This window comes from Kaistella solincola (genome assembly GCF_000812875.1).
Classification (GTDB): Bacteria; Bacteroidota; Bacteroidia; order Flavobacteriales; family Weeksellaceae; genus Kaistella; species Kaistella solincola.
In genome coordinates, this window is the sequence record NZ_JSYK01000003.1 from 358,074 (window position 1) to 383,855 (window position 25,782).

The 25,782-nt window shown below is 39.9% G+C and carries 25 protein-coding genes; 6 read left to right on the forward strand and 19 right to left on the reverse strand.

Annotated elements, in window-relative coordinates; genetic code table 11:
- The first annotated feature begins 105 nt into the window (after positions 1 to 105).
- From OA84_RS05685 to ric, 4 genes are all read left to right on the forward strand, one after another.
- Complete coding sequence (locus OA84_RS05685) at positions 106 to 576, forward strand: Lrp/AsnC family transcriptional regulator (protein ID WP_039343650.1); 471 nt, start codon at positions 106 to 108, stop codon at positions 574 to 576.
- Positions 577 to 645: 69 nt separating this feature from the next.
- On the forward strand, positions 646 to 1,020 hold the full coding sequence (locus OA84_RS05690) for a hypothetical protein (protein WP_039343653.1): 375 nt from the start codon (positions 646 to 648) through the stop codon (positions 1,018 to 1,020).
- Positions 1,021 to 1,035: 15 nt separating this feature from the next.
- Positions 1,036 to 1,467, forward strand: coding sequence for an RrF2 family transcriptional regulator (locus OA84_RS05695; RefSeq protein ID WP_039343656.1), 432 nt, complete (start codon positions 1,036 to 1,038; stop codon positions 1,465 to 1,467).
- Positions 1,468 to 1,594: 127 nt separating this feature from the next.
- On the forward strand, positions 1,595 to 2,308 hold the full coding sequence (ric, locus tag OA84_RS05700) for an iron-sulfur cluster repair di-iron protein (protein WP_039343666.1): 714 nt from the start codon (positions 1,595 to 1,597) through the stop codon (positions 2,306 to 2,308).
- 59 nt (positions 2,309 to 2,367) lie between these two features.
- Here ric and OA84_RS05705 read toward each other — a convergent pair whose 3' ends face one another.
- The 17 genes from OA84_RS05705 to OA84_RS05790 form a co-directional block, all read right to left on the reverse strand.
- The gene (locus tag OA84_RS05705) at positions 2,368 to 3,642 is read right to left on the reverse strand and encodes a chloride channel protein (protein ID WP_039343667.1); all 1,275 of its coding nucleotides are present in this window, start codon (positions 3,640 to 3,642) and stop codon (positions 2,368 to 2,370) included.
- A 254-nt stretch (positions 3,643 to 3,896) separates the two neighbouring features.
- A complete protein-coding gene (locus tag OA84_RS05710) occupies positions 3,897 to 4,433 on the reverse strand; it encodes a DUF488 domain-containing protein (RefSeq protein WP_039343670.1) in 537 nt (178 codons plus the stop codon).
- Between the two features lie 38 nt (positions 4,434 to 4,471).
- Positions 4,472 to 5,263, reverse strand: coding sequence for an FAM151A/B family protein (locus OA84_RS05715; RefSeq protein WP_156965041.1), 792 nt, complete (start codon positions 5,261 to 5,263; stop codon positions 4,472 to 4,474).
- A complete protein-coding gene (locus OA84_RS11190; protein WP_052252131.1) occupies positions 5,235 to 6,812 on the reverse strand; it encodes a sulfatase-like hydrolase/transferase in 1,578 nt (525 codons plus the stop codon). The genes OA84_RS05715 and OA84_RS11190 overlap by 29 nt, the downstream gene beginning before the upstream one ends.
- A gap of 248 nt (positions 6,813 to 7,060) precedes the next feature.
- Positions 7,061 to 7,738: a hypothetical protein gene (locus OA84_RS11390; RefSeq protein ID WP_039343674.1), complete on the reverse strand. Its 678-nt coding sequence runs from the start codon at positions 7,736 to 7,738 to the stop codon at positions 7,061 to 7,063.
- Between the two features lie 173 nt (positions 7,739 to 7,911).
- Complete coding sequence (locus OA84_RS05730) at positions 7,912 to 8,859, reverse strand: transketolase family protein (RefSeq protein ID WP_039343676.1); 948 nt, start codon at positions 8,857 to 8,859, stop codon at positions 7,912 to 7,914.
- A gap of 96 nt (positions 8,860 to 8,955) precedes the next feature.
- Complete coding sequence (locus OA84_RS05735) at positions 8,956 to 9,807, reverse strand: transketolase (RefSeq protein ID WP_039343678.1); 852 nt, start codon at positions 9,805 to 9,807, stop codon at positions 8,956 to 8,958.
- A 126-nt stretch (positions 9,808 to 9,933) separates the two neighbouring features.
- A complete protein-coding gene (locus OA84_RS05740; protein ID WP_039343681.1) occupies positions 9,934 to 11,370 on the reverse strand; it encodes a sodium:solute symporter in 1,437 nt (478 codons plus the stop codon).
- A gap of 493 nt (positions 11,371 to 11,863) precedes the next feature.
- The gene (locus tag OA84_RS05750; protein ID WP_039343687.1) at positions 11,864 to 12,148 is read right to left on the reverse strand and encodes a GNAT family N-acetyltransferase; all 285 of its coding nucleotides are present in this window, start codon (positions 12,146 to 12,148) and stop codon (positions 11,864 to 11,866) included.
- A 122-nt stretch (positions 12,149 to 12,270) separates the two neighbouring features.
- Positions 12,271 to 13,776 (reverse strand): catalase, encoded by a 1,506-nt coding sequence (locus tag OA84_RS05755; protein ID WP_039343689.1) that lies wholly within the window; start codon positions 13,774 to 13,776, stop codon positions 12,271 to 12,273.
- Positions 13,777 to 13,914: 138 nt separating this feature from the next.
- On the reverse strand, positions 13,915 to 14,823 hold the full coding sequence (locus OA84_RS05760; protein WP_039343693.1) for a pirin family protein: 909 nt from the start codon (positions 14,821 to 14,823) through the stop codon (positions 13,915 to 13,917).
- A gap of 33 nt (positions 14,824 to 14,856) precedes the next feature.
- Positions 14,857 to 15,906, reverse strand: coding sequence for an LLM class flavin-dependent oxidoreductase (locus OA84_RS05765; protein WP_084060865.1), 1,050 nt, complete (start codon positions 15,904 to 15,906; stop codon positions 14,857 to 14,859).
- Positions 15,907 to 15,920: 14 nt separating this feature from the next.
- Positions 15,921 to 16,577 (reverse strand): NAD(P)-dependent oxidoreductase, encoded by a 657-nt coding sequence (locus OA84_RS05770; protein WP_039343696.1) that lies wholly within the window; start codon positions 16,575 to 16,577, stop codon positions 15,921 to 15,923.
- An 87-nt stretch (positions 16,578 to 16,664) separates the two neighbouring features.
- Positions 16,665 to 17,540, reverse strand: a complete 876-nt coding sequence (locus OA84_RS05775) for a pirin family protein (RefSeq protein WP_039343700.1) — start codon at positions 17,538 to 17,540, stop codon at positions 16,665 to 16,667.
- Positions 17,541 to 17,642: 102 nt separating this feature from the next.
- Entirely contained in the window at positions 17,643 to 19,049 is a 1,407-nt protein-coding gene (locus OA84_RS05780) for an MFS transporter (RefSeq protein ID WP_039343703.1), read from the reverse strand.
- A gap of 112 nt (positions 19,050 to 19,161) precedes the next feature.
- Positions 19,162 to 20,832, reverse strand: coding sequence for an asparagine synthase B (asnB, locus tag OA84_RS05785; protein WP_039343706.1), 1,671 nt, complete (start codon positions 20,830 to 20,832; stop codon positions 19,162 to 19,164).
- Between the two features lie 363 nt (positions 20,833 to 21,195).
- On the reverse strand, positions 21,196 to 22,401 hold the full coding sequence (locus OA84_RS05790; protein WP_039343709.1) for an RsmB/NOP family class I SAM-dependent RNA methyltransferase: 1,206 nt from the start codon (positions 22,399 to 22,401) through the stop codon (positions 21,196 to 21,198).
- 289 nt (positions 22,402 to 22,690) lie between these two features.
- Here OA84_RS05790 and OA84_RS05795 point away from each other — a divergent pair, with 289 nt between their 5' ends.
- On the forward strand, positions 22,691 to 23,023 hold the full coding sequence (locus tag OA84_RS05795) for a zinc ribbon domain-containing protein YjdM (RefSeq protein WP_039343712.1): 333 nt from the start codon (positions 22,691 to 22,693) through the stop codon (positions 23,021 to 23,023).
- A 162-nt stretch (positions 23,024 to 23,185) separates the two neighbouring features.
- Here OA84_RS05795 and OA84_RS05800 read toward each other — a convergent pair whose 3' ends face one another.
- Entirely contained in the window at positions 23,186 to 24,154 is a 969-nt protein-coding gene (locus tag OA84_RS05800) for an ABC transporter ATP-binding protein (protein WP_052252132.1), read from the reverse strand.
- 81 nt (positions 24,155 to 24,235) lie between these two features.
- Between OA84_RS05800 and OA84_RS05805 the strand changes: the two genes are divergently transcribed.
- Complete coding sequence (locus tag OA84_RS05805; RefSeq protein WP_039343719.1) at positions 24,236 to 24,892, forward strand: YceI family protein; 657 nt, start codon at positions 24,236 to 24,238, stop codon at positions 24,890 to 24,892.
- Positions 24,893 to 24,982: 90 nt separating this feature from the next.
- Here the strand turns inward: OA84_RS05805 and msrA are convergent, their stop codons facing one another.
- A complete protein-coding gene (msrA, locus tag OA84_RS05810) occupies positions 24,983 to 25,645 on the reverse strand; it encodes a peptide-methionine (S)-S-oxide reductase MsrA (RefSeq protein WP_039345756.1) in 663 nt (220 codons plus the stop codon).
- Positions 25,646 to 25,782: the final 137 nt, after the last annotated feature.

Genomic DNA, 25,782 nt, shown 5'->3' on the forward strand with positions numbered 1-25,782 from the left:
TAGTTAAAATTTATTAATGTTTCAATAAATTTTTTCAGTTTCATATTTTGTTGTAAATTTGCAGAACTATTACCAATGTACTTCTAAAATTATCAATACAAAAATATGAACTACCAACTAGACGAAATAGATAAAAAAATTCTGGATTTTTTAGTGGAAAATACCAGAATGCCTTTTACAGAAATCGCCAAACAAATGGACGTTTCTGCAGGGACTATTCACGTGCGTGTTAAAAAAATGGAAGATGCAGGCATTATCTTAGGCTCGTCGCTGAACATCGATTACGGGAAATTGGATTACCATTTTACCGCTTATATCGGCATTCTTTTAACAAAATCTAACCGTACACAGGAAGTTTTAAAAGAACTTACCACCATTCCGAACGTTACTGAAGCAAGTGTTATTTCCGGTAAATACAACATTTTCTGCAAAATCCGCGCGAAAAACACCGAGGATGCAAAGAGAATCATTTACCAGATCGATGACATTCAGGACGTAATGCGAACTGAAAGTATGATTTCAATGGAAGAATTTATTTCAGATAAAAACAGACTCATCGAGGCGGTTTCTATCTAATCTTTAATTTGAATCAACAATATTCAAAACTTTTGATATCTTATCAAAAGTTTTTTTATTTTTACCATTATGAACGAAAATTTTGCGGACGAATCTCCGAAAAAAGATCTCGCTTTTGTTTTAGCACTTGCCGCGCTTCTGCTTTTCACGGTGATGGGAATAGGTATTGATTTTGATGAATTTTCTCAACATCAGCAGATCAACATTCCAACCGGCTATTTCTATTTTATTTTTCTGGTGGATGCGCTCATGATTTTGGCGGTTATTTTCATCTTTTTTTACAGAAAATTTGCGGTTATATTATTTCCCGTCGCGCTGATCACGCACTTTTTGGCGCACAACTATTTCCTGTCTACGTTTCTGTACACAGACGTCACCAACATGTTTTTGTACTGCACTCTGGGACTGTTCGTGATTATTCCGAAGTGGCAGTTTTTCAAATAATTTAATTTAAATCCAATGTTTTCCAAAGCGTGCGAATATGCAATTAAAGCGACCATTTACATCGCACAGAAAAGCCTGCAGGACCATCGTGTAAATGTAAAGGAGGTCGCAAGCGCTGTAGATGCTCCCGAAGCTTTTACCGCGAAAATTTTACAGCAGTTGTGCCGCGAAAATATTTTAAGTTCAAACCGAGGAAAGCAGGGCGGTTTTATTTTTGATGTTGCAAAGCAGAAAGAAACCAAGATTTATGACGTCGTTCGCATTTTCGATGGTGACGGGATTTTCACCGAATGCGCGCTCGGTTTACACAAATGTTCTTCGGTTAATCCGTGTCCAGTACACAACGATTTCAAACCAGTGCGGGAAAATCTTGCGGCTATGACACAGAAATATTCTTTTTACGATCTTGCACTTCGTACCGAAAACGGCCTGGCCTGGCTGAAGTGATGTCTTAAAAATATTGCCAAATAGCGGCTAAAAAATAAAATGAAAAAAAATATAATTTTAAATAAGATAAATTTGTCCGAATTAAAATTAATGTTTACATTTGTACCATAATTTTAAACAATACGCGATGTTAACGACAGAAAAGACAATTGGCGAAATGGTTGCGGAAGATTTCCGCGCAGCACAGGTTTTCAGAAAATACAAAATAGATTTCTGCTGCAAAGGAAACAGAACCATCGAAGAAGCTTGTGAAAACAAGAAATATCTTGCGGAAGATATTTACAAGGATTTAGAAAAAGTATCAGAAGCAAAAGCTGATAATATCGATTTTAATTCCTGGCCGCTGGATCTGCTTGCGGATTATGTAGAAAAAACGCACCATAGATATGTTGAAGAAAATTCTACGGTGCTTATTCAGTATCTGAATAAATTATGCAAAGTGCATGGCGACAGACACCCGGAATTATTTGAAATTACCAAATTATTTACCGAAAGTGCTCAGGAACTGGCTGCACATATGAAAAAAGAAGAACTCATCCTTTTCCCTTTCATTAAAAAAATGGTGGCTGCAAAAGCAAGCGGTGAACTTCTGGTAACACCTCATTTCGGAACGGTAGAAAATCCGGTTGCGATGATGAAAGACGAACACACAACCGAAGGTGAACGTTTTGTGAAAATTGCAGAACTTACCAATAATTACCAGTTCCCGGACGATGCATGTGGAACTTACCAGGTAACTTACAGAATGTTGGATGATTTCGAACAGGATCTTCATAAACACATTCACCTGGAAAACAATATCCTTTTCCCTAAAGCAATTGCTTTGGAAAAAACTTTCTAACTAAATTTTCTGTTTTTTTTTTGAAATCCATTTCAGCTTTTTGAAATGGATTTCTTTTTTTATGGCGTTTTCGAACTTAGATAAAAGTCGTAGGTGTAGACATTGTACGGCAAAATCAGTTTTGCGACTATGAATGAAATGAAACAGCAAACCAAAATCGGTAAGAACAGCTGATAACCGCCCGGTAAAAGATTACAGATTAAAACAACGGAGGTAAACGGCGCGTACAATGATGCTGAAAGAGTAGCAGCGGCGCCAATTAAAGCAAAATTGATCGGAATTAAATCCATATTAAAGTACGAGTTTCCGATGAAAGCCACCATTAAACCGAGGAAAGCTCCTGCGACAATACTTGGCGCAAAAACACCGCCGTCACCGCCAGCACCTAAAGTCAGCGAAGCTGCCAAAGGTTTCAGCACCGCAACAGCAACCAAAAAAAACAGGGAAACGCTTGGAACTGCTAAAGGTTCATTCAGAACTTCGCGCAAACCGTGGTAACTGTCGCCGTACAAACCGGGAAAAAAATAAATCATCGTTCCCACCGCGATGGCTCCGAGATTCACTCTGATGAAATTATTTGAAATATTGCTGAATAATTTCTTCATCCGCGTCACCATTAACGTAAAATAAACGGAAAGTGTTCCGCCCAAAATACTTAAAATTATTAAAAACGGAATCGCGGCGTAAGTCCAGTCGTTGACCTCACGGTGAAGTATGGTTTCAGAATCGAAGAAGTAGATAAAACCCCAACTGATCAAAGCTGCTGCCGTACAGGAAATGACGAGCGATTTGCGCATTTTTCTGGCAATGACCTCGATCGCAAAAAGCCAACCCGCAAGCGGACTCGTAAATAAAATAGCGACGCCTGCAACCACGCCTGCGCAAATCAGTTCGCGTTTGTACATTCTTGCTGAAAATTCCTGTTCATAAGCGTAATTCCCGATTGTAGCTGTCGCCACAACAGTTGAAACTTCAACTCCTGTAGAACCGCCGAAGATCACGGTTAGAAACCCATTGATGAAATGCGACGGAATTTTAAAAAGCGGCAAATGATCTTTTCGCTGATCCAACGTTTTATAAATTTCGGTAATCCCTTTATTTCTTCGGTTTCTGAAGACATATTTTCTCAGAAAATAGATAGCGGTGATTCCGACAGTCGGTAAAATAACAAACAGATAACTGTAAGAATTATTGACTTTTTGAAATAGAAAATGTTCGAAAAATTCAGTGAGATGTTTCAGCGAAAATGCCAGCAACGCTGAAGCTAAAGCCACCAAAACAGAAGCTAAAATAAGTTTGAAATAATGTTGGGAAACGATTTTTGTTCTTTCCAAGGTAAAATTGTAAAATTAAAAAAGTTGCCGTTTTATCACGGTATTTTTTGCTTTTGCCGATGAAATGCGGTGATGCAAATTTACGGAAACTTTAATAAAACGGAGAAAATTTATGAATTTAATAAAAGCAGCCGTTGATTAGAAGTTCTCAGCGAAAATTTTTCCCGGCTATTCGGGCACTTTCTGACGATTTTCCAAAATCGAAAAATTTACCGTTTTAACGGCTATTTTTTCAATTTTAAAACCGCTTAATTTTATTCTTCCGGCGTATAAAACAGCTTTCCATCTACAATTCTCGCGGGAGAAGTGTACGGATGTTCAGTTGCTTTTCCTTCCGACATAATATGAAGCACCGTCCAACCTTGGGATTTAAAATAATCCGAAACCATGGATCGGTGACAGCGCCACCAAACCGCCTCGGAACACATCATTGCTGTAGGATTTTCTGCGGCAAAATCTTTTAAAGTTTCAGCACCAACTTCAAAAAATTTGGTTTCCATATAATCTGCGTAGGCCTGGAAAGATTTATTCCGCCACGTTGTATTTTTCGAACTTGCAGATAATTTTCGCCTGCCGCCTAAATTTTCGAGATAAACATATTGAATTCCATATTCCTCCAAAGTTCTTTTAAGTTCGTCCTGATCAAACTGCGGAAACTTTTGCGAACCCGGCATCTTTCGGATGTCTGCTAAAACTTTTATGTTGAATGACTGCAGCAGCGCCAGAAATTCTTCAAAACTTCTGGTAGAATGACCGATGGTGTAAATGGTGGGTTTTGGAGCAATCGACATCTTTTTTAGATCAATTTTGATATATATTTTCAGAGACTTTATCGATTTCCTGCCTTTGCTTTAAAACCAAATAATACAACCTTCACATCCTCATCGCTTAAAACTTTCAAATTTCGAATAAAGCTGCTAACTGATACTTTGAAAGTGTATAGGTTTGTTATCGGTGCCGGATTGTCGATTATCCATGTTATTATTTCAGCGTATGGAAATTTCTCTTTCATGAATTTATAATCTATTACATCTGAGGAAATATAATCTATTTGCCTAGAAATAATTAAATTATTAATAAAAGTCAATTCTGATGATAATTCTTCATTTTTCAGACTGGAAATTTCCCAAGGTAAATAATAGGAAGTTTTGAAACCTTTTGATTTAAATGAATTCAAGAAATTCGGCGTATTTGATTCTACAATTATATTTGCAGTTTCAATGCTTAAAGTTCGAACAATTGAATCTAATTTAACCGAAGACTGGATCTTATTATTTACGTTCAAATTTTTAAAATCCAGCCATAACCCCAAGTTTTTATAATTTTTGTTGGAATTTAAATAATCAAATAAATTTAAGTCAATAGAATTTGCCGGCGGATGATTGACATCAAAATTATTTTTTACAGAGTCGAAAACAAGATCCAGTTCGACTCCCGGGAATTTTTTTCGAGCTTCTTCAAATTTCTCAATACTATTTACGCGATGTGCCCAGATTTTCGAGGTAAAGATACACTTGAAAAAAAGCATCTGAAAACTCAGTAGCAAATATGTTAATATTAGAAAGCATACGGCTGTAACTAATATTAACCGATTATTTTTTATGATGGAAAAAAGCGTCATAATCAATGTTTTTTCTTGAAACTATCCGTTTTCTAGAGACGAAATTTTTATTTACTAAACTTTTAGTGGAATCAAATTCCTTCCAAGTTAAACTAGAAAGGTCGCTTAATGTGTATATTAAATCTTCAGAAATATATTTCCTGTTGGTGTCATATACAAATTTCTCTTCTTCCAGTTTAAATTTTTTTGAGCGCCAAAGAATAAATGGAATATCAAACATAGGTTTTGTGCCAATAGTTTCGGTGTGACCCTTCAGCGCCATTGTTTGGTAAACCTCCTCGCCATGATCCGAAAGATAAAGAACATATGATTTTGCGTTTATCGCTTTAACTTCTCTTATAATTTCATTAACTATAAAGTCGTTATATAATACTGAATTATCATAAGTATTTATCAGTTTAAATGCCCGAGCGACCTCAAAAGAAGTACGAGGTTTTGAATCGAATTTTTGAAATGTTGGTGGATATCGATTCTCATATTCACCATGGCTCCCCATTAGATGAATGACGATGAACTTTTTAGCTGACTTCTGGTTAAGTATTTTTTTTAGAGGTGGTAAAACACGCTCATCTAATGAATAGTATGTAGCGTTTACGAAAATTTGTTCGTCACAATTTTTTGAAAAAATCGTTACGTTGGTGTCATAAAGACCCATAGGTTTCTGGTTTGAAAGCCAATACGTTTTAAAACCTCCTTTGTTAAAGAGTTGAATTAATGACCCATCGTATTTCCTACTCGGAAATTCATGTGAGGCTAAAGTTAAGACCTTGTTTAATGACGGGACAGTATGAGTGTTGGGAGAAATAATGTCATTATAAATCAATAGGTCTTCTTTTATTTTATTCAGTTTGGGGTTCGTCTTTCTATAATATCCGTACAATTGCATATGATCTCTGGTTGTAGACTCACCTATTATCAAAACCGATATTTCCTCATTACTTTTTCCGTTGTACATTACATTAGAAAAATCACCTCCCAATTTATTTTCTGTAACTTTATTAAACATTTCTTTTTCGTACCGGTAATCTTTCACCGCTGAATAAAAAATATGAGGAAATGTATTTCCCCTAATCTGGTTATTTAAAAGCACAATAAAAAGAAAAAAAATAATCGCGAAACTATATTTGGGTTTAATTTCTTTATATGAATTTTTTACGCTTAAAAAAATGCTGATCGAACAAACTAAAGTTAATAAAATTATGATGGTCATTATTCCCCAATCAATATACATCGATAAAAAATCTTTCGCTTCGCTGATATTTGTATCAAAAATTATAAAAAATGTTGACGCAGCTATAATGTCCTTAAATAAATAGAAGTGCCCGATTTGCACAAACATTATTACATTAAAAAACACAATACCTGCAATCTCCACAAAGCGGTTCACTTTGTTATTAGTAAATATATTTGAGGCAAAAATTAGAAATAACGCTAAAATTATATTCCCAATTACTTTATATACATCAATGTCATCTTTTATATAAATGAAAAGAAGAATGGGAAACCAAAACGCGATACGCCTAAATATTTCCAAGAAAAATGGGTTCATAAATAATAATCCTTTTTATTTGTAAGATTTTAAAAAAATTCTGGTTGTAATAATATTAAGTATTTACTACCATGTCAATCAGAATGATACTAAGTCGCAAATAAATTTACATAATTAAATTCAAATCGATAGATTTCATTTTTTCAATTTAAAGATTTTCAATTTAAAATTTTTACCACCTTTTATCGACAAATTTTTCAAAAAAAAATCCACCGGAATTCGGTGGAATTTAAAGCAGAATATTTTTTTTAAAACAGCGCAACTTGCAGAAAAGCACCGAAATTATTTTCGTTGTGTTTCAGCGGACCGTAATATTCCATATTAGCGCCGAGACCGAAAGTAAATTCTTTATGCGTTACACCGGCGCGCGCACGGAGATAGCTTCGCGCATGCAAATGTGCGGAAACCGCGTGCACATATGTTCCCTGAAGCCGCGAATAAAAGCGCCAGTTTTCATTGATTTCCGTTTTGTATTCTACAATTCCCAGCGTTTCAAAAGTCGCATTTTTGCTGAGGTCCACGCGCGGCATTGCAATCACCAGCCATTCCGGATTCGCGTAAGTGTAAATAATGGCCGCAGACGGACGTATTCCGCCGGGCGTGCTTTGGAAACCTGCACCAACTCTTACATTTTTAAAAACATCCACGGTTACTTTTCCCAAAACCATAAGGTCGGAAAGCTGCTCTTGATTCCAGTCGGAATTGAAATCGGTGACGCTGAAAAAACCGAGTTTCGGTACGCTTTTTATTTTTTTATCGATGATGGTCTGGAAAGAAATTCCGCGCGTTCCTGGCATTACTTCCACATTCACGGGTGGATTTTGAAAAGGTGATGGTTCGGTTTCCTGCGCGGAAAGATTTGTAGCGAAAATTAATGAAAAAGCAGCAAATGAAATTTTCAGGGAACGTCGTAGTTTGTTAGTCATTGTTTTGGATTTAGACTCACGAAAATATCTTAATTAAGTGCTGAATTGTAGGAGTTTTGGTATGAATAATAGGATTTTTCGGTTTTAAAGATTTTTTAAATGAAGTTACCATAAAATCTAAAACCAAAAAAAACACGCCTAAAGACGTGTTTTTTTTAAATTTCTAACGGCTGTTATCTGGCCATAATTCTTTTTACAGCAGCCTGTACCGCATCAGAATCAATTTCGTATTTTTTCATGAGTTCTGCCGGTGTTGCAGATTCTCCGAAAGTGTCATTTACCGCAACAAATTCCTGAAGAGTCGGTCTTTTGCGCGCCAACATTCCTGCAACAGATTCTCCTAAACCACCGATGTAATTGTGTTCTTCGGCAGTTACGATTTTACCGGTTTTTTCGACAGATTTTAGAATAATTTCTTCGTCCAAAGGTTTGATTGTATGAATATTGATGACTTCACACGAAATTCCTTCTTTTGCCAATTCTTCTGCGGCCACCAAAGATTCCCAAACCAAATGTCCGGTAGCCACGATGGTTACGTCGGTTCCTTCCTGCAAAAGAATTCCTTTTCCGATTTCAAAAGGCATATCTTCCGGAATGAAAACCGGAACAACCGGACGGCCAAAACGTAAGTATACGGGACCTTCAAATTCTGCGATGGCTAAAGTTGCAGCTTTCGTCTGGTTATAATCGCAAGTGTTAATGACGGTCATGCCCGGAAGCATTTTCATCATGCCGATGTCTTCCAAAACCTGGTGCGTGGCGCCATCTTCACCTAAAGTTAAACCGGCGTGCGAAGCACAGATTTTTACATTTTTGTTGGAATAAGCAATCGACTGGCGGATCTGGTCATAAACGCGCGAAGTGGAAAAGTTAGCGAATGTTCCTGTAAACGGAATTTTCCCACTGATGGTTAAACCTGCGGCAATTCCCATCATATTGGCTTCTGCGATACCAACCTGAAAAAATCTTTCCGGTGCTTTTTCGATGAATTTTTCCATTTTCAAAGAACCGATGAGGTCAGCGCAAAGTGCGACAACATTCGGGTTGGTATCTGCTAATTCTGCAAGGCCGGCTCCGAAGCCGCTGCGTGTATCTTTTTTATCTAAAATTTCGTATTTCATTTTTTTTGATGCTGTATGCTGTAAGCTTTACGCTGTAGCAAAGTTTTGTAAAAAATTGATGAGCTTAGAGCATAGTGCTTAAAGCGTATGTCTAAATTAATAATCCGCCGGAGCTTCTAAATACAGCTGTTTGAAGGCGGTATCGAGCTGCTCGTCATTCGGCGCTTTTCCGTGCCACGCGTGCGTGCCGATCATATAATCTACGCCAAAACCCATTTCGGTGTGCAAAATAATCGCTACAGGTTTGCCGTGCCCGGTTTCTGCTTTTGCGCGCTCCAGAATGGAAATTACGGTTTCGAGGTCGTTGCCGTTTTTTTCTTCTAAAACCTTCCAGCCAAAAGCTTCCAGTTTTGCATGTAAATCTCCTAAATCCAAGACATCATCGGTATCGCCATCAATCTGGCGACCGTTGTAATCAATCGTTGTAATGATATTATCAACCTTTTTCGCGGCTGCGAACATGAAAGCTTCCCAATTTTGACCTTCCTGCAACTCGCCGTCGCCCTGAAGTGTGTAAACCAGACTTTTATCGCCGTCTAATTTTTTACCTAAAGCAGCGCCAATCGCCACGGACAAACCCTGACCCAAAGAACCGGAAGCCACGCGAATGCCGGGCAAACCTTCGTGCGTAGTCGGGTGACCTTGCAGGCGGGAATCCATCTTTCTGAAAGTTTTGAGCTCTTCAACCGGGAAAAAACCAAAACGCGCCAAAGTGGAGTAGAAGACCGGCGAAATGTGACCGTTGGAAAGGAAGAAAAGGTCTTCGTTTTTACCTGCCATGTTGAAGGGCAGTTGGTAGTTCATCACCTTGCCGTATAGCGCGGTAAAATATTCGGTACAGCCCAAACTTCCACCGGGATGGCCGGAATTTACGGCGTGCACCATGCGCAAAATATCTCTTCGTATTTGTGTAGTAAGAGATTTCAGCTCTTCGATCGATTTACTCATTTTTTAGATTTGTTTGCCTGCGAATTTACGAATTTTTGGTGGCTCGGGAAAATGAAAAATTCTGGGCTGCAAGCCCGGAATTTTTTAAGATATTCAATTTAAAGTTTGCTTTCTTACAAAGAAAGATTATTTTTTCCTAATCAGCCACAATCCGATAAAAGTGAGTAATCCATTGATAATCAGCAATTCCAAACCGATTTTAAATTCACCAAAAATATTTTCCTGGAACTTGTCGATGAAATACGAAATCACCGGCGCCGCGACACACACATACGGAACGAGTTTATCCTGAACTTTAAATTTCGTGAAAATCCCAAAAGCAAATAAACCAAGAAGCGGCCCGTATGTAAAGCCGGCAAGTTTCAGGATCAAACCGATCATTGAATTATCATTGATTATTTTAAAAATAATCACCATAATTAAAAATGCTACGGCAACGATCAGGTGAACTCTTTTCCGAAATTTTTCCTGCTCTTTGGGAGAAATTTTTCGTTCTTTCAAACCGAAAATATCAATACACAACGAAGAAGTCAGCGCAGTCATGGCACCATCCGCGCTTGGGAATAAAGCGGAAATCAAAGCGATGATAAAAATAATTGAGATAAACGGCGGCATATGGTTCAACGCAATATCCGGGAAAAGCTGGTCGCCCGCGCTTGTAACGTGTTCCGTATTTCCGTAAAGGTGCAAAAGTCCGCCCATAAAAAGGAAAAGCGAAATCACGCCCACCAAAATAAAGCCTAAAACAACCATATTTTTCTGCGAATCTTTCAGCCGCGTTACCGACAGCGATTTTTGCATCATTTCCTGGTCAATTCCTGTCATCGTAATTGTGATGAAAGCGCCTGCCAAAATCTGTTTAATGAAAAAAGCTTTGCTGTTACCGTCGGTATTGAAAACCTCGGTATAACCCAGTTTATTCATCTGCGAAATGCTTTCGGTAAAGCTTAAATCCAGGTGATTCAGCATGTAAACCGAGCATATAATCAGTCCCAAAAGCATACACGTTGTCTGCAAAGTATCGGTCCAGACGATAGTTTTCACGCCGCCTTCGTAGGTGTACAGAATAATCATGCCCAAAATCACCAGCGTGGTAACAATAAACGGCACACCCAAACTGTTGAGGATGGAGAATTGCAGGATATTCACCACCAGATAAAGCCGCGCAGTAGCGCCCACAAGCCGCGAAACAATAAAAATCCACGCGCCGGATTTGTAGGAAATCTGGCCCATTCTTTCCTGCAGATAACCGTAAATTGAAGTCAGTTTCAAGCGGTAATACAGCGGCAAAAGCACGTACGCAATCACGATATAACCAATCAGATAGCCGATGGTAATCTGCAGATAATGAAATTTATCCGCGCCCACTGCGCCCGGCACCGACACAAATGTCACGCCTGAAAGCGACGTTCCGATCATTCCGAAAGCCACCAGCATCCAGTTGCTCTTGCGGTTTCCAATAAAAAAACTCTCGTTGTTACTGCCTTTTCCGGTGCGGTATGCGACCCAAAGTAAAATTGCAAAATAGGCGATAATGATACTCAACAGCACATACGGATTCATAAATTTATTTTTTTAAGCTGCACAAATATAGTTTTTTTGGGCAATCTGGACGCCTTTTCAAATTTTCGGGTTATTGATTTCTTATTTTTTTGGGGCGCCTTTTTGACGTTGTCGAATGGTGGATTTCTTATTTTTTTTATGGCGCCATTTCCGCCCTCCGCTCCCGCTTTTTTTGCTCCACTGCGTTTCGCAAAAAAGAGCTCCGCTCAGGTCGGGGCGCGGGGAAGCGTTAATTCATAAATTTTTTCTTTTAAGATTATTTACTTCCAGTCAAAAATTTTTCATTTTAAATTCCAAAAATACCGGCCTTTCCGGGCAAATTTTTCGTTTTAGAAAACCAAAAAACTTTCTATTTTTATTGCTATAAATCGAAAAAATATCGAGCTTTAAGGCCATGATTTTTGGTTTTAAGAAAACCAAAAACCTTTCAGTTTTACCGAAAGGTTTTCATTGATATAAATCGAAAAAATATGCTGCTAAAACAGCATATTTTTTACGCCAGCACATCCTGTAATTCCGCATTTTTCTGGATGGTTGCATTGGCATACTGGCACGCCGGAATCACTTTTTTATTATTTTTCCGCGCATACTCAACGCCGGCGTAAACCAACTGTTTTGCCAGACCTTGTCCGCTGTATTCTTCACCAACTTCCGTATGATCGATGATGAAGCGATTTTCACCGTCCCATCTATACGTCATTTCGCCTGCTTTTTTTCCATCGCTGTATATTTCGAAAATTCCGTTTGTTTCGTTGTTCTGGTGCTTAATTTCTGCCATTTTTTAATGTTTTAAATTTAATCTGCAAATCTTTAGCAAGAAGTCCGCCGAAAAATTTTTCATTTTGAATGAACTTCAGCAAAAACGGGAAAATTTCCCGCTTTTTCCCGCTTTTTTTTCATTTAAGATTTTCTGGGTGCCCACTGGTCGTACGGCGTCATATCAAAATTGAAAACGTCCATCATGTCCAGTCCAAGCGCTTTTGCCACGCCTTCGCCGTATTCCGGATCAGCTTTATAGCAATGTCTGATGTGACGGATTTGGATGAATTTTTCCGCCTGACCAACGTTCGCGGCGGTATTATTAAACAGTGCTTCTTCTTTGCCGTCAGCTTTAATAATTCTGAAAAGGTCGCCAGGTTGGGTAAAATAATCTTCGTCATCATCCCGGAAATTATGCGCATAAGCGTCGCCATATAATTCCAAAGGCGGTTCTTTCGCGACCGGTTGTTCCTGCCATTCACCGTAACTATTTGGTTCATAATGTTTCGTGCCGCCGTAATTTCCGTCAACGCGCATCTGGCCGTCGCGGTGAAAAGCGTGATACGGACAACGCGGCTTGTTCACCGGGATTTGATAGTGATTCACACCTAAACGATAGCGTTGCGCATCACCGTAGGAAAATAAACGGCCCTGCAGCATTTTGTCCGGTGAAAAACCAATTCCGGGAACAATATTCGTCGGGTTAAAGGCGGCCTGTTCCACATCAGCGAAATAATTTTCAGCGTTTTTGTTCAGTTCAAATTCGCCAACTTCAATTAATGGAAAATCTTTCTTCGACCAGACTTTCGTTAAATCAAACGGATGGAAACGGTACGTTTTTGCCTGCTCTTCGGTCATGATTTGTATAAACATCTTCCATTTCGGGAAAATTCCCTGTTCGATGTTTTCAAAAAGGTCGCGTTGCGCAGATTCTCGGTCTGTTCCGATGATTTTAATAGCTTCTTCTTCGGTTAAATTTTCAATTCCCTGCTGCGTTCTTAAATGAAATTTCACCCAATGCCTTACGTTTGCGTGGTTGATAAAACTGTAAGTGTGGCTGCCGAAACCGTGCATGTGCCTGTAACCATTCGGTATTCCGCGGTCACTCATTACAATCGTCACCTGGTGCAGCGATTCCGGAAGCAAAGTCCAGAAATCCCAGTTGTTATTCGCGCTTCGCAGGTTGGTTTTTGGGTCGCGCTTTACGGCGTGGTTCAGGTCCGGGAATTTCATCGGGTCACGGAAAAAGAAAACCGGTGTATTATTTCCCACCATATCCCAGATGCCTTCATCGGTATAAAATTTTAAAGCAAAACCGCGAATATCTCGCTCGGCGTCGGCAGCACCTCGCTCACCGGCAACGGTAGAAAAGCGCGCGAACATTTCGGTTTTTTTGCCAATTTCGCTGAAAATGTGAGCTTTAGTGTATTGGGTGATATCATGAGTTACGGTAAATGTTCCGAAAGCGCCGGAACCTTTTGCGTGCATTCTGCGTTCCGGAATAACTTCGCGGTCAAAGTTTGCCATCTTTTCCAGAAACCAGAAATCCTGCATCAGCATTGGTCCGCGTGGTCCCGCAGTCTGTACATTTTGATTGTCCGGCACCGGCGCACCGGTCTGTCTGGTGAGTTTCTTTTTGTCTTCCATGATTATTATTTTTTTGATATTTTAAAGTTACAAATTATAACTCTTCGGTGTTATCTATAAAATCTAATGCAGTGATTTTGCTTGACTTTTTTAATATTAATCAAAAAAAATTTGCCGCTAAAGAGCAAATTTTTCTTTTTACTTCGATAATTTTCCGTTCAAAATCGCTTTTGGCAACGGTACGAATTCTTCTTCATCACCTGGAACTAAAGGAAATGCATCATGATTTTGCTCGTGCCAGTTTATTTTAGCCGTTTCAAGCATCGATTTTTCAGAATTCACGAAATTCCAGAAAATAAAGCGTTCTTCTTCGAAAGGTTCACCACCGAAAAGATAAACCATAGCATTTTCACCGATTTCAAATTCGCACAAAGTGGCATTTTTCGCGATGATGAGTTGCTTACCACCAAAAGTGTTTCCTTCAATCATTACATTTCCGTCTAAGACATACATCGCAACTTCACCAAATAAATACTGACCAATATTTACTTTTTGCTTTTCCGCGCTTTTAATTTCCAGAAAAAATAATTTGGAATGAACCGGCACCGGCGATTTTTTACCGAAGAGTTCACCTGCGATGAGTTTAAAATGTAAATTTCCGTCGTTCCAGGCCGGAATTTCATCAGCTTCCGTGTGGTGAAAAGTTGGCGTGCTTTGCTCCAAATTTTTCGGTAATCCCACCCAGATTTGAAATCCGTGCAGATTTTTTTCGGTGTGACGCAAATATTCCGGTGTTCTCTCGGAATGTACCACTCCTTTTCCCGCGGTCATCCAGTTTACAGCGCCGGGTTTTATTTCGATATCGCTGCCGAGCGAATCTTTGTGCTGAATTGAACCTTCAAAAAGATATGTTAAAGTCGAAAGCCCGATATGCGGATGTGGTGGAACGTCAAGATTTTGAAAATCTTTCAGCGCCGCCGGTCCCATGTGATCGATAAAAACAAATGGACCAACCGCTCTTTTTTCACGAAACGGCAAAAGTCTTCCTACCAAAAAATTGCCGATATCTGCCGCTTTTTCTTCAATTATTAATCCGATGTTTGACATAATTTTCCGGGTTTTAAATTTTACATCTAAAAATTAATTTTCGATTTCTAACCGTCGCTTCACTTCAGGAATTACCTTTGTCGCGAAAAGTTCAATTGATTTCATCGTCATTTCGTGCGGAACAAAACCTAAACTTGCCTGCGCGAAAAATCGGGTAAAACCAAAAAGCCGGTGTTCGTACAGTATTTTTTCAACGACCTGTTCTACACTTCCCACCATCAGCGAGCCTTCCGGCGTGCGCATATATTCGAACTGGTCGCGCGACATCGGTTGCCAGCCACGGCTTCTGCCGACACGGTCCATCATCTGTGCGTAATATGGGAAGAAATCGTCAGCAGCTTTTTCGCCATTTTCACCGATGAACATATGATTGTTAATTCCGACCTGTAAATCTTCCGGTTTTACGCCGTTTTCCAATGCTGACTTTTTGTAAAGGTCGATAAAAGGCGTGAACTGTCGCGGCATTCCACCGATTATGGCGAGCATTAAAGGCAAATGTAATTTTGCAGCGCGAACAGCTGAAGCTGGAGTTCCCCCAGCCGCTAACCAAACCGGAATTTCACCATTCAAAGCTCGCGGATACACGCCTAAACCATGTATTGGCGCGCGAAGCTTTCCGCTCCAGTTTACTTTTTCTGAGCGATTTATTTGGAGCAAAAGATCGAGTTTTTCTTCAAATAGCTGGTCATAATCATTCAAATCAAAACCAAATAACGGAAATGATTCGATAAAAGAGCCGCGTCCCGCCATAATTTCTGCGCGTCCGCTAGAAATGGCGTCCACCGTTGCAAACTGCTGATAGACGCGCACCGGATCTTCGGAGCTTAAAACCGTCACCGCGCTGGTAAGTTTGATGTTTTTGGTAATCGCGGCGGCGGCTGCGAGCACTGTTGTAGGCGACGAAACTGCGTAATCGGGGCGGTGATGTTCGCCAATTCCGAAAACATCGATGCCGAGCTCGTCTGCCAATTTTATTTCTTCTAGTAAATCCTGAATTCGCTGATGCGCATTAATTCCCTTTCCGGGAACAGTTTCCGGCGCCGCGTCGGCGAAAGTCATTAAACCAAATTCTATTTTTTTCATTTCTGTGTTTTAAATTAATAAGCAGCCGTGAAAATCTGGCGGTTAAACTTCTTATTTTCAAGCTCGTCCACAATTGCAATCGCCAAATCTTGCACGGAATGACGCGAGCGGCCTTCAGCATCAAAAACGGGTGAATCGTTTCCAAGTCGGTATTTACCAGTTTTCGTTTGTTCCGGGCTGAACATATTCATTTCCAAAGCAGGACTAAAAAATTCCCAATCTAAAGTGGTGTTTTTTGATAGATTTTCTACATAATATTTTTTCGCGGCGCTGGCTCCGGCATGAATTTCTTTCGGAAAATCCGGACCGTCCACGATATAATTGCCGTCGATTTTCAAAGTTCCGGCACCGCCAATAACAATAAGTTTTTTCACTCCGGAATTTTCTACGGCATTTTGAATAGATTGTGCGCCTTTTAAATAATCTTCATGAATATTAGGATTGGTCCAACCGGGATTATAAGCGCTGATTACTGCGTCGCTGCCTTTCAAAGTTTCGGTTAAATCTTCCTGGTTGAAAATATCCACATTTTGCTTTTGCAGATTTTCATTGTTAATGGTGATTTTATCGGTATTTCGCGCCAGCGCTTTCACTTCATAATTTCGGTCTAAAAGTTCGTTTAGGATAGCGTTTCCGACAAAACCGGTCGCGCCAATCAGGGATATTCTCATTTGATAAGATTTTTTGGATTGATATTTACTTTAAATTTAATTATAAATAAAGCAGCGAAAAATTTTCGTTGCTGTTTTAACAAAATTTTAATCTTCGAGGTAGCCGAATTTTCCGGTGTTAAAGTCATCGAAAGCCTGCATGATTTCAGCTTTGGAATTCATTACAAACGGTCCGTGCGGCACAATGGTTTCATGTAAAGGTTCGCCGCTAAGAATTAAAATAATAGAATCTTCAGTCGCTTCGATAGTGAAATCTTCACCTTCATTTTCGAACAGAACAAAATGGTCGGTCGGCACATTTTCTTGCTCGTTTACGAGCATATTTCCTTCAATTACCAATGCTCCAGTATTGAAATTTTCGGGAAAAGTGAAAGTTTCTTTTCCGCCTTTTTTCAGTTTTGCGTTCATTAAATTCACTGGTGTAAAAGTGGCTGCCGGGCCTTTTTCACCATTAAAATCTCCGGCAATTACTTCCACAAAACCGTTTTCGCCAAAATCGACGATTTTCATTTCCGAATTTTTAATCGCCTGATATTTCGGTTTGCTCATTTTATCTTTCGCGGGAAGATTCACCCAGAGCTGAACCATCTGGAAAATTCCACCTTCCTTAGCCCATTCGGTTTCATGAAATTCTTTGTGAAGCACTCCGGAAGCTGCGGTCATCCACTGGACGTCGCCTTCACCGATGATTCCGCCGCCACCGGCGCTGTCACCATGTTGTACGCGACCTTTGTAAGCAATGGTTACGGTTTCAAAACCGCGGTGCGGATGGACGCCAACACCACGCGGCGTAGCAGTCGGTCCGAAATGATATTTGGAATTGTAATCGAGCATGAGGAAAGGATCCATTCTTTGAATGTCCAAACGAAAACCGCTCGGAATGAAGTTGTGAACCCGGAAGCCGTCGCCCACAAAATGCGGAGTTTTCGGCTGAACTACTATTTCTACTTTTTTTGTTGACATCTTTTGTTTTTTAATAATACAAATTTACGTCACCAAAAAGTCCTGCACATTGATTTAGGATAAGTAAAAAAACCGCCTAAAAACGGCAAATTTTTAGAAATTTTAAACCTGAGATCTCATATTTTCGCCATCGCTCCAGTGCAATCTTCGGAAAACCAATCCGGTGAAAATGGTGAGAAATCCGACAGCGAAAAAAGTATAGCGGAAAGCCAGATGGATAACGCCGTGTGTAATGGCGGTGTTGTTTTCAAAAACCTTTAAAATAATTAAGCCGATGGCAATCCCGAAACCTACAGCAAGCTGCTGATTCACCGCCAATAAAGAGTTTCCGCTGCTCGTGTGCGAATCGCGCAAATCGGCGATGGCAATGGTATTCATCGCGGTAAATTGTATGGAATTGAAAAATCCCAGGATAGCGATAATCGGTATAAACCAGTAAATATTCGTATTAATTCCCGGAATTCCCAAACTTGCGATGAGTAAACCAATGATAAAAGTGTTGCCCATCAAAGTGCGGCGATATCCGAAATAGTTCAAAATTTTAATGACAAATGATTTTCCGATCATGGCCGTTAAAGCCATGGGAGCGACTATCCAACCGGAAATCACGGCACTTTCTCCGTACGCGATTTGAATCATTAATGGCAATAAAAGTGGAATGGCACTGATGCCTAAGCGCGTCGCGAGATTCCCTAAAATCCCGACGCGGAAAGTTCTAACTTGAAATAAATTGAGCGGAAAAATCGGGTTTTCTGTCTTTTTTGCATGAACGTAATAGTAGTAGATCATGAGGAAACCTAAAATGAAAATCAGCAGCACAGGCGTGGTATTCTGCACATTTCCAAACATTTCGAGTGAAATTGAAAGCAGGAGAGAAGCTGTAGCGAAAATCAAAAACCCTTTTAAATCAAAAGTGATTTCCGAAGAGCGGTAATCCGGCATATACTTTAAACTCAGGATAATTCCGAGTAAACCAAAAGGAATATTGATGAGGAAAATCCAGTGCCAGGAAAGATAATCCACCATATAACCACCGACAAGCGGCCCCAGAATTGGCCCGATCAAAGCGGGAATAATGGCAAAATTCATGGCTTTTACCAGCTCATTTTTTTCAAAAGATTTTATCAAAGCGAGTCTGCCGACCGGCGTCATCAAACTTCCGCCAATTCCCTGAATCACGCGCGAAAAAACGAGCTGATTCAAATTCTGCGACATCGCACAGAAAATTGAACCCAAACTGAAAATTACCAACGAGGTGATAAAAATTTTGCGTGTGCCGAATTTATCCGCGAGAAAACCGCTAACCGGCATAAAAAGCGCCAGCGTCAGCACATAGCTGATGATCGCGTTTTGCATATTCAGCGGCGATTCGTTCAAATCTGTAGCGATGGAGGGCAGAGAAGTATTTAAAATCGTAGAATCCAACATCTGCATAAAAATCGAAGTCGCCAGAATGAGCGGGAGGAATCTTTTAATGGTTTCGGGGCTCGCAGTAGTAGAAGAATTCATTCAAAATAATTATTGAGCAATGGATATGCAAAGGTAATCATCTAGTGACGATGGACCATTCCCAACAAAAAGCCCGCCGAAATTTCCGGCGGGTTTAACTAAATATGAACTGTTAATAAGAATCCTCGTGGACTGAAATCACCGCTCTGCCACTTGGATCGTTCATTTTCTTAAAGGCGTCATCCCACTCTAATGCAATAGGTGTAGAACATGCCACCGATGGCACTGACGGAACGGTTGCTGCTGCTGTTTCGCTCGGAAAATGTTCTTCGAAAATCGCGCGGTATCGGTATTCTTCTTTGTTTTGTGGCGTGTTCAGATGGAAACGGAATTTTGAATTTGCCATCATATCATCAGACACTTCATTTTCAGCTGCCTCTTTTAAAGAATCAATCCATGAATAACCCACGCCGTCGGAAAACTGTTCTTTTTGCCGCCATGCAATAGATTCCGGAAGTAAATCTTCGAAAGCTTTCCTCAAAATCCATTTCTCCATTTTTCCTTCCGCTTTGCTGGTCATTTTATCTTTTGGATTTACGGTCATCGCAACATCCATAAATTCCTTATCGAGGAAAGGTACGCGTCCCTCGATTCCCCAACTCATCAAAGCTTTATTGGCGCGCAAACAATCGTAAAGGTGAAGTTTTCCCAACTTTCTTACTGTTTCGTCATGGAATTCTTTTGGATTCGGAGCTTTATGAAAATACAGGTAGCCACCGAAAAGTTCATCAGAACCTTCGCCGGAAAGCACCATTTTTATTCCCATTGATTTAATGACTCTTGCCAACAAATACATCGGCGTAGATGCACGAATGGTGGTCACATCATAAGTTTCCAGATGGTAAATAACATCCCGAACAGCGTCCAAACCTTCCTGAACGGTGAAATGAACTTCATGGTGAATGGAACCAATATGATCTGCTGCTTTTTGAGCTGCAATTAAATCCGGCGAACCTTTTAAGCCGACGGCAAAGCTGTGAAGCCTGGGATACCAAGCTTCCTGCACATCACCGCTTTCAATTCTGTTTCTTGCATATTTTGCCGTTACTGCGGCGATAATTGAAGAATCCAAACCGCCGGACAGTAAAACGCCATAAGGAACGTCACTCATGAGCTGACGGTGCACCGCCGCTTCCAGACTTTTTCTAATGGCGGAAATTTCGGTTGCATTATCTTTTACATTATCGAAATCTTGCCACTCGCGGTGATACCACTTCTGCATTTCGTAACCATCTTTGCTGTAAAGAAAATGTCCCGGTAAAAAAGTTTCTATTTTTTTACAAATACCTTCCAGCGCTTTAAGCTCAGAAGCGACGTAATAATTTCCGTTTTTGTCCCAGCCCTGATAAAGCGGACAGATCCCCATGTGGTCGCGGCCAACAAGATACACGTCATTTTCCGTATCATAGAGAGCAAAGGCAAAAATACCGTTCAGTTTCTCCAGAAAATCTTTTCCGTCTCTTTGATATAAAGCCAGGATGACTTCACAATCAGAATGGGTTAAGAATTCGTAATCGGGGAATTCAGCGCGAAGTTCCTGATGGTTGTAGATTTCGCCGTTCACCGCCAGAACAATTTTTCCATCTTTGGTGAAAAGTGGCTGCTTTCCGGAAGTAGGATCTACAATCGCCAATCTTTCATGTGAAAAAATTACTTTTTCGTCCTGAAAAATTCCGCTCCAGTCGGGGCCACGATGACGTATTTTTTTAGACATCTCTAATATCTGTGGTCTTAAAATTTCGGTTTTTTGTTTTGCATCTAAGAGACATACTATTCCGCACATGATTCTTTGTTATTTAATTGATAAGTGATATTTAATTAAAATTCTGAGGTAAAAGTAGAGCAATTGTTTATGAAAACAAGATTAATTTTAACTTTGATTAAAAATATACATAAATTAAATTTAGAAAAGAAAATATTTAATTATGAAGCAGATTTTCGGGGTCTTTTAGGGAAATTTTTCAAAAAATAAAAAGTGGTTTTATTTTTTAGGCCCGGTTGCAGCGGCATCCTTTTGCGGAACGCAGTGGAGCAAAAGATACAGCGAAAAACGGGAAAGAGCTTCGTGAGATACGAAACGCGTGTTGCTCCTACAAAAAAGCCATCTCAAAAAATTGAAATGGCTTTGTAAAATTTTACGTGAATTTTAAGCGTTTCTTTCGATGAGCGCCATGTAAAAACCGTCGAAACCTTCGCTCGGCATTACTTTTTCTTCTTTTATTAGTTTGTAACCTTCGTTATTTTTCAGGAAATTTTCTACCTGTTCGTTGTTTTCACTTGGTAGGATGGAGCATGTCGCGTAAATCATTTTGCCGCCTTTTTTCAAAATTTTGGCGTAATCCTGCAGTATTTTTTCCTGTTCTTTTTTAATGCGGTCGATGAATTCCTGATCGATTTTCCACTTGGAATCCGGGTTTCTTTTCAGCACGCCAAGTCCGGAACACGGCGCATCGATGAGGAGTCGGTCGGCTTTTTCGTGCAGTCTTTTGATGACTTTATTATCGTCGATGAAACGCGTTTCAATATTGTGTGCACCGGCACGTTTGGCGCGGCGTTTCAGCTCCGCGAGTTTCCATTCATAAATATCGAGGGCGATAATCTGACCTTTATTTTTCATCAAAGCCGCGAGATGCAGCGTTTTCCCGCCCGCGCCGGCGCAAATATCCACCACACGCATGCCTTCTTTTACGTCCAGCAATTCACCGATTTTCTGCGACGAAGCATCTTGAACTTCAAATAAACCGTCTTTAAAAGCTGAGGTCAAAAAGACGTTTTTCTTTTGCTCCAGCTGAATAGCGTCCGGATAATTTGCGATCTGGAAACTTTCTACGTTTTCGTCGCGAAGGTCCGAAACCAGCTCGCGCGCCGTAGTTTTCAGCGTATTTACGCGAAGCACGGTTGGTGCCTGCTCGTTCAGCGCTTCCATTTCGCGTTCCCAATTTTTGCCAAGTTCTTTTTCCAGTGTTTCTGCGAGCCACTCGGGAATTGAATATTGAATCGCTTTAGTGGGAACTGTATTTTTCTTGACTTTATTGATGATGTCGGCGGTTTTAATCCCGTCAAATTCCTCAAATTTTTTATAATGCGTTTTGGTCCAAAGGCAGTACGCCAGGATCATTTTATAGATATTGTTCGGTTTCACGCCTTCGCCCATGTAATATTCCAGGCGTTTTTTCCAGCGAATGATGTCGTAGAAAATCTGGGCGACCACTTTTCGGTCTTCGCTGCCCCATTGTTTGTGGCCTTTCAGCAATCTTTCAATGACTTTATCGGCATATTTCCGGTCTTCGAAAAAAGTTTCCTGCAATGCGTCGTGAATTCCAATAAGTAAGTTTCTGTGTATGAGTTCCATAGAGGATTTTTTAAGTTGAATTTAACCTCGAATCTTCGGGAAAAATTTTTTGCAAAAATAGGGCTTTTTTGCCGGATATTTTTTCCGATGTTTTGGGCGCCTTTTTTGACTCCGTCGAATGGCCTTAATTTAAAATATTTTTTTGGGGCGCCATTTCCGTCTTCCGTTCCCGCTTCCGCCGCGGCGGAGAGCTCCACTCAAGCCGGGGCGCAGCCATTTGCCATAGCCGTTTTCAGTTTTAATTTTTGTAAACATCTGCAATAGTAATATCTTTGTAAAAATTATTACCATGAGCGAGCCCGTTATTTGCCCAAAATGCCAATCAGAATTTACTTACGAAGATGCCGGTAAAATGGTGTGTTCCCAATGTTTCCATGAATGGACGCCCGGAGAAACCGCAGAAGAAGACAAAATTTTAGATGCCAACGGCAACGAACTGCAAAACGGCGACAGCGTAGTGGTGATCAAAGATCTTCCCGTAAAAGGTGCCCCGAAGCCGGTGAAATCAGGTACGAAAGTGAAAAATATCAGATTAAGACCAGATTCCGATCATAATATCGATTGTAAAATTGATGGTTTTGGCTCAATGGCGCTGAAATCAGAATTTGTGAGAAAGGCATAAAAAAAGGAAAAATTTGGACAGGGTTCCGTTTCAAAGACTTAGTTGTACAAACAATTGCACTAATTTCGTCTCAAGGCAGAAAGAGAATTAACCAAAAATTTCCTTACGTTTTCGAATAACAAAGCTAAGAAGAATTTAAATAATAACGAAAAAAAAAGGCGTTTATTGCTCCTTTTTTTTGTTTTTACCGTTTGGTTCTTCGAAAGCTATTTTCACTAAACCATCGAGTTTCTCCCGCGAGTAAACCGTAAGTTTTTTATCTTTTAAAATTACTTTATTCCAGTAATGGCTGCCGGCGAAACGGCTTTCTAAAACTTCCGCTTCCTCACCGTTTTTCAAAAGCTGAATTTCCTGCGGATACCAGAAATTTTTTCCGAGCTTAAAGACTGTTTTTTCTTCATTTGAAAAAACATTCACTTCACCGAAAAGTTCCGCCACATATTGGTTGTACGGATTCGTGTATGTTTCGCGCGCATCATCATTCTGAATTAATCGGCCTTCTTTTAAAACAATGATCTGGTCCAGCCACGGAATAACTTCCTGAATTTCGTGCGTAGAAATAATCAATGAAATCTTTTTGTCTTTCACATAATTGAAGAGTTTTTCGCGCAGCTGAATTTTCCGTGAAAAATCCAGATTGCTAAACGGTTCGTCCAGCAAAAGAAGTTTCGGCATCACCGATAGGGCGCGCGCAATTGCCACGCGTTGCTGCTGACCGCCGCTCAGATATTTCGGTAAAATATCGCGGTATTCCATCAAACCGACAACATCCAGAAGTTCCTCGACGCGCTGTTTTTTTTCCTCAAGATTAATGTTTGAAAGAAATTTTCCTACATTTTCCGAAACGGTGGAATAGGGCATCAAATCGTAGTTTTGCGCCACAAGTTTCATATCCTGCTCGCCGGGCACCAGATTTTTTTTCGGTCCCGCAATGGGTTTTCCGTCGAAAATTATTTCGCCTTCTTCCCAGTCCAGCAGGCCGTAGATCAAATTCAGTAAAGTAGACTTCCCGCAGCCGCTTTCACCCGCGAGCGCAATAATTTTTCCTTCTTCAACCCGCAAGTTGAAATTTTGGAATAATTTCTGATCCGCGTGGTGAGAGAAAAATAATCGCTTAATTTCTAATAGCATATTGCAAAAATAGCATATTTGAGCAAAATACGTTAAAATTTCATAATTTTGCGTCAACAAATTAAAAACACAAACTTTACGATGAAGACATTAAAATTAGCCGCACTTTCAGCATTTTTCGGCGCTTTTCTTTTAACCGCCTGTACTAAGGATAAACCGCTTACCAGCGAAACTACGGAAGTCAGCACAAAAACCGACGGCATTGCGTACACCATCGACACATTAAACAGCCGCGTGGAGTGGAAAGGTTACAAGGTTTTGAAATCCGACCAGACCAGCCATTTCGGAACCATAAAATTTGAAAGCGGACAGCTTACCGTACACGACGGCAAACTAGAAAGCGGAAGTTTTGTAGCTGATATGAATTCTTTGACGTCGGTGGATTTAAAAGATGACGTTGAAAATCTGAACAAACTGAACGGTCATCTTAAAAGCGGCGACTTTTTCGAAACTGAAAAATTTCCAACCTCGTCTTATGAAATTACCAAAGTTACTGCGCAGGAACAGGGCGATTATAATACTTTGCTGGACGGAAATTTGACCCTTAAAGGCATTACCAAACCTGTTGCGTTTCAGGCAAATGTTTCGGCGAAAGAAGGTGTCGTAACGATTGCGACAGAGCCCAAAGATATTAAAAGAGAAGATTTTGGCGTGAAGTTTCAACTGCCGGTTGCCAATGGTTTAATTAAAGATGAGGTAAATCTTCAGATTTTAATTAAAGCCAACGAGAAAAAATAGTTCGTTTTACCTTAAAATAAAATCCGTTCCAAAAATTTTTTGGAGCGGATTTTTTCTGGACTAAAAGCACAGATTTTTATAATTTACCGTTTACGATTTCGTAGCTGGCAGCGGGTTTGCTTTTTTCGCTTCCTCAAAAACCGAGAGGGGAATGTGGCAATATCCACTTGGATTTTTCACCAAATAATCCTGGTGATAATCTTCAGCTTTATAGAAGTTTTGTAGCGGAATAGTTTCCACAACCACAGGTTTATCGTAGTTCTTCGCCAGTTTAGCAACTTCTGTTTTTACAGTTTCTGCAGCTTCTTCATCAGTGGTATAAATTCCGGTTCTATAGTTATCGCCGATATCATTTCCCTGTCTGTCAATCGTTGTTGGATCAATAGATTTAAAGAAAATATTGATTAAAAGCGGCAAGTTAACTTCATCAGCATCGTATTTTACTTTAACAGCTTCAGCAAAACCGGTGGTATGACTTACCACCTGCTCATAGGTTGGATTATCAATTTTTCCGTTCGCGTAACCAACTTCTGTTGCTACAACTCCTCTTATAAGCTGAAAAAGATGTTCGGTTCCCCAGAAACATCCGCCTGCAAAGTAAATCTCTTTAATGTTTTTCCCTTCCATATTTATCTCATTTTTTTTGTTGTTATTTTCTGCTGTCTGAACTTTGGCTTTAGAGCAAGAAAAATTGGTCGCCGCAAAAATGCCGACACCAAAAATAAAAGCCAGAAGTGTTGTAATATTTTTCATTGTTTTGTTGTGTTTTTTCCTTCGTTTGTTTCCCTTGTGCAAATATCAGGCAGAATTCTTAATTATTAAAACGGAATTTTCTATGACCGTCATTTCACAATTTTCGCTTCACTTACATCTACGAAAAATTCCGTGCT

What these genes read in the sequence shown, in the direction of transcription:
- OA84_RS05715 (WP_156965041.1), bottom strand. Translation starts at nt 5,263, where the DNA reads ATGACGCTTTTTTCCATCATAAAAAATAATCGGTTAATATTAGTTACA.
- OA84_RS05795 (WP_039343712.1), top strand. Translation starts at nt 22,691, where the DNA reads ATGAGCGAGCCCGTTATTTGCCCAAAATGCCAATCAGAATTTACTTAC.
- OA84_RS05790 (WP_039343709.1), bottom strand. Translation starts at nt 22,401, where the DNA reads ATGGAACTCATACACAGAAACTTACTTATTGGAATTCACGACGCATTG.
- ric (WP_039343666.1), top strand. Translation starts at nt 1,595, where the DNA reads ATGTTAACGACAGAAAAGACAATTGGCGAAATGGTTGCGGAAGATTTC.
- OA84_RS05800 (WP_052252132.1), bottom strand. Translation starts at nt 24,154, where the DNA reads ATGCTATTAGAAATTAAGCGATTATTTTTCTCTCACCACGCGGATCAG.
- OA84_RS05685 (WP_039343650.1), top strand. Translation starts at nt 106, where the DNA reads ATGAACTACCAACTAGACGAAATAGATAAAAAAATTCTGGATTTTTTA.
- asnB (WP_039343706.1), bottom strand. Translation starts at nt 20,832, where the DNA reads ATGTGCGGAATAGTATGTCTCTTAGATGCAAAACAAAAAACCGAAATT.
- OA84_RS05765 (WP_084060865.1), bottom strand. Translation starts at nt 15,906, where the DNA reads ATGAAAAAAATAGAATTTGGTTTAATGACTTTCGCCGACGCGGCGCCG.
- OA84_RS05780 (WP_039343703.1), bottom strand. Translation starts at nt 19,049, where the DNA reads ATGAATTCTTCTACTACTGCGAGCCCCGAAACCATTAAAAGATTCCTC.
- OA84_RS05690 (WP_039343653.1), top strand. Translation starts at nt 646, where the DNA reads ATGAACGAAAATTTTGCGGACGAATCTCCGAAAAAAGATCTCGCTTTT.
- OA84_RS05730 (WP_039343676.1), bottom strand. Translation starts at nt 8,859, where the DNA reads ATGAAATACGAAATTTTAGATAAAAAAGATACACGCAGCGGCTTCGGA.
- OA84_RS05755 (WP_039343689.1), bottom strand. Translation starts at nt 13,776, where the DNA reads ATGGAAGACAAAAAGAAACTCACCAGACAGACCGGTGCGCCGGTGCCG.
- OA84_RS05735 (WP_039343678.1), bottom strand. Translation starts at nt 9,807, where the DNA reads ATGAGTAAATCGATCGAAGAGCTGAAATCTCTTACTACACAAATACGA.
- OA84_RS11190 (WP_052252131.1), bottom strand. Translation starts at nt 6,812, where the DNA reads ATGAACCCATTTTTCTTGGAAATATTTAGGCGTATCGCGTTTTGGTTT.
- msrA (WP_039345756.1), bottom strand. Translation starts at nt 25,645, where the DNA reads ATGAAAAATATTACAACACTTCTGGCTTTTATTTTTGGTGTCGGCATT.
- OA84_RS11390 (WP_039343674.1), bottom strand. Translation starts at nt 7,738, where the DNA reads ATGACTAACAAACTACGACGTTCCCTGAAAATTTCATTTGCTGCTTTT.
- OA84_RS05775 (WP_039343700.1), bottom strand. Translation starts at nt 17,540, where the DNA reads ATGTCAACAAAAAAAGTAGAAATAGTAGTTCAGCCGAAAACTCCGCAT.
- OA84_RS05740 (WP_039343681.1), bottom strand. Translation starts at nt 11,370, where the DNA reads ATGAATCCGTATGTGCTGTTGAGTATCATTATCGCCTATTTTGCAATT.
- OA84_RS05750 (WP_039343687.1), bottom strand. Translation starts at nt 12,148, where the DNA reads ATGGCAGAAATTAAGCACCAGAACAACGAAACAAACGGAATTTTCGAA.
- OA84_RS05805 (WP_039343719.1), top strand. Translation starts at nt 24,236, where the DNA reads ATGAAGACATTAAAATTAGCCGCACTTTCAGCATTTTTCGGCGCTTTT.
- OA84_RS05760 (WP_039343693.1), bottom strand. Translation starts at nt 14,823, where the DNA reads ATGTCAAACATCGGATTAATAATTGAAGAAAAAGCGGCAGATATCGGC.
- OA84_RS05770 (WP_039343696.1), bottom strand. Translation starts at nt 16,577, where the DNA reads ATGAGAATATCCCTGATTGGCGCGACCGGTTTTGTCGGAAACGCTATC.
- OA84_RS05710 (WP_039343670.1), bottom strand. Translation starts at nt 4,433, where the DNA reads ATGTCGATTGCTCCAAAACCCACCATTTACACCATCGGTCATTCTACC.
- OA84_RS05695 (WP_039343656.1), top strand. Translation starts at nt 1,036, where the DNA reads ATGTTTTCCAAAGCGTGCGAATATGCAATTAAAGCGACCATTTACATC.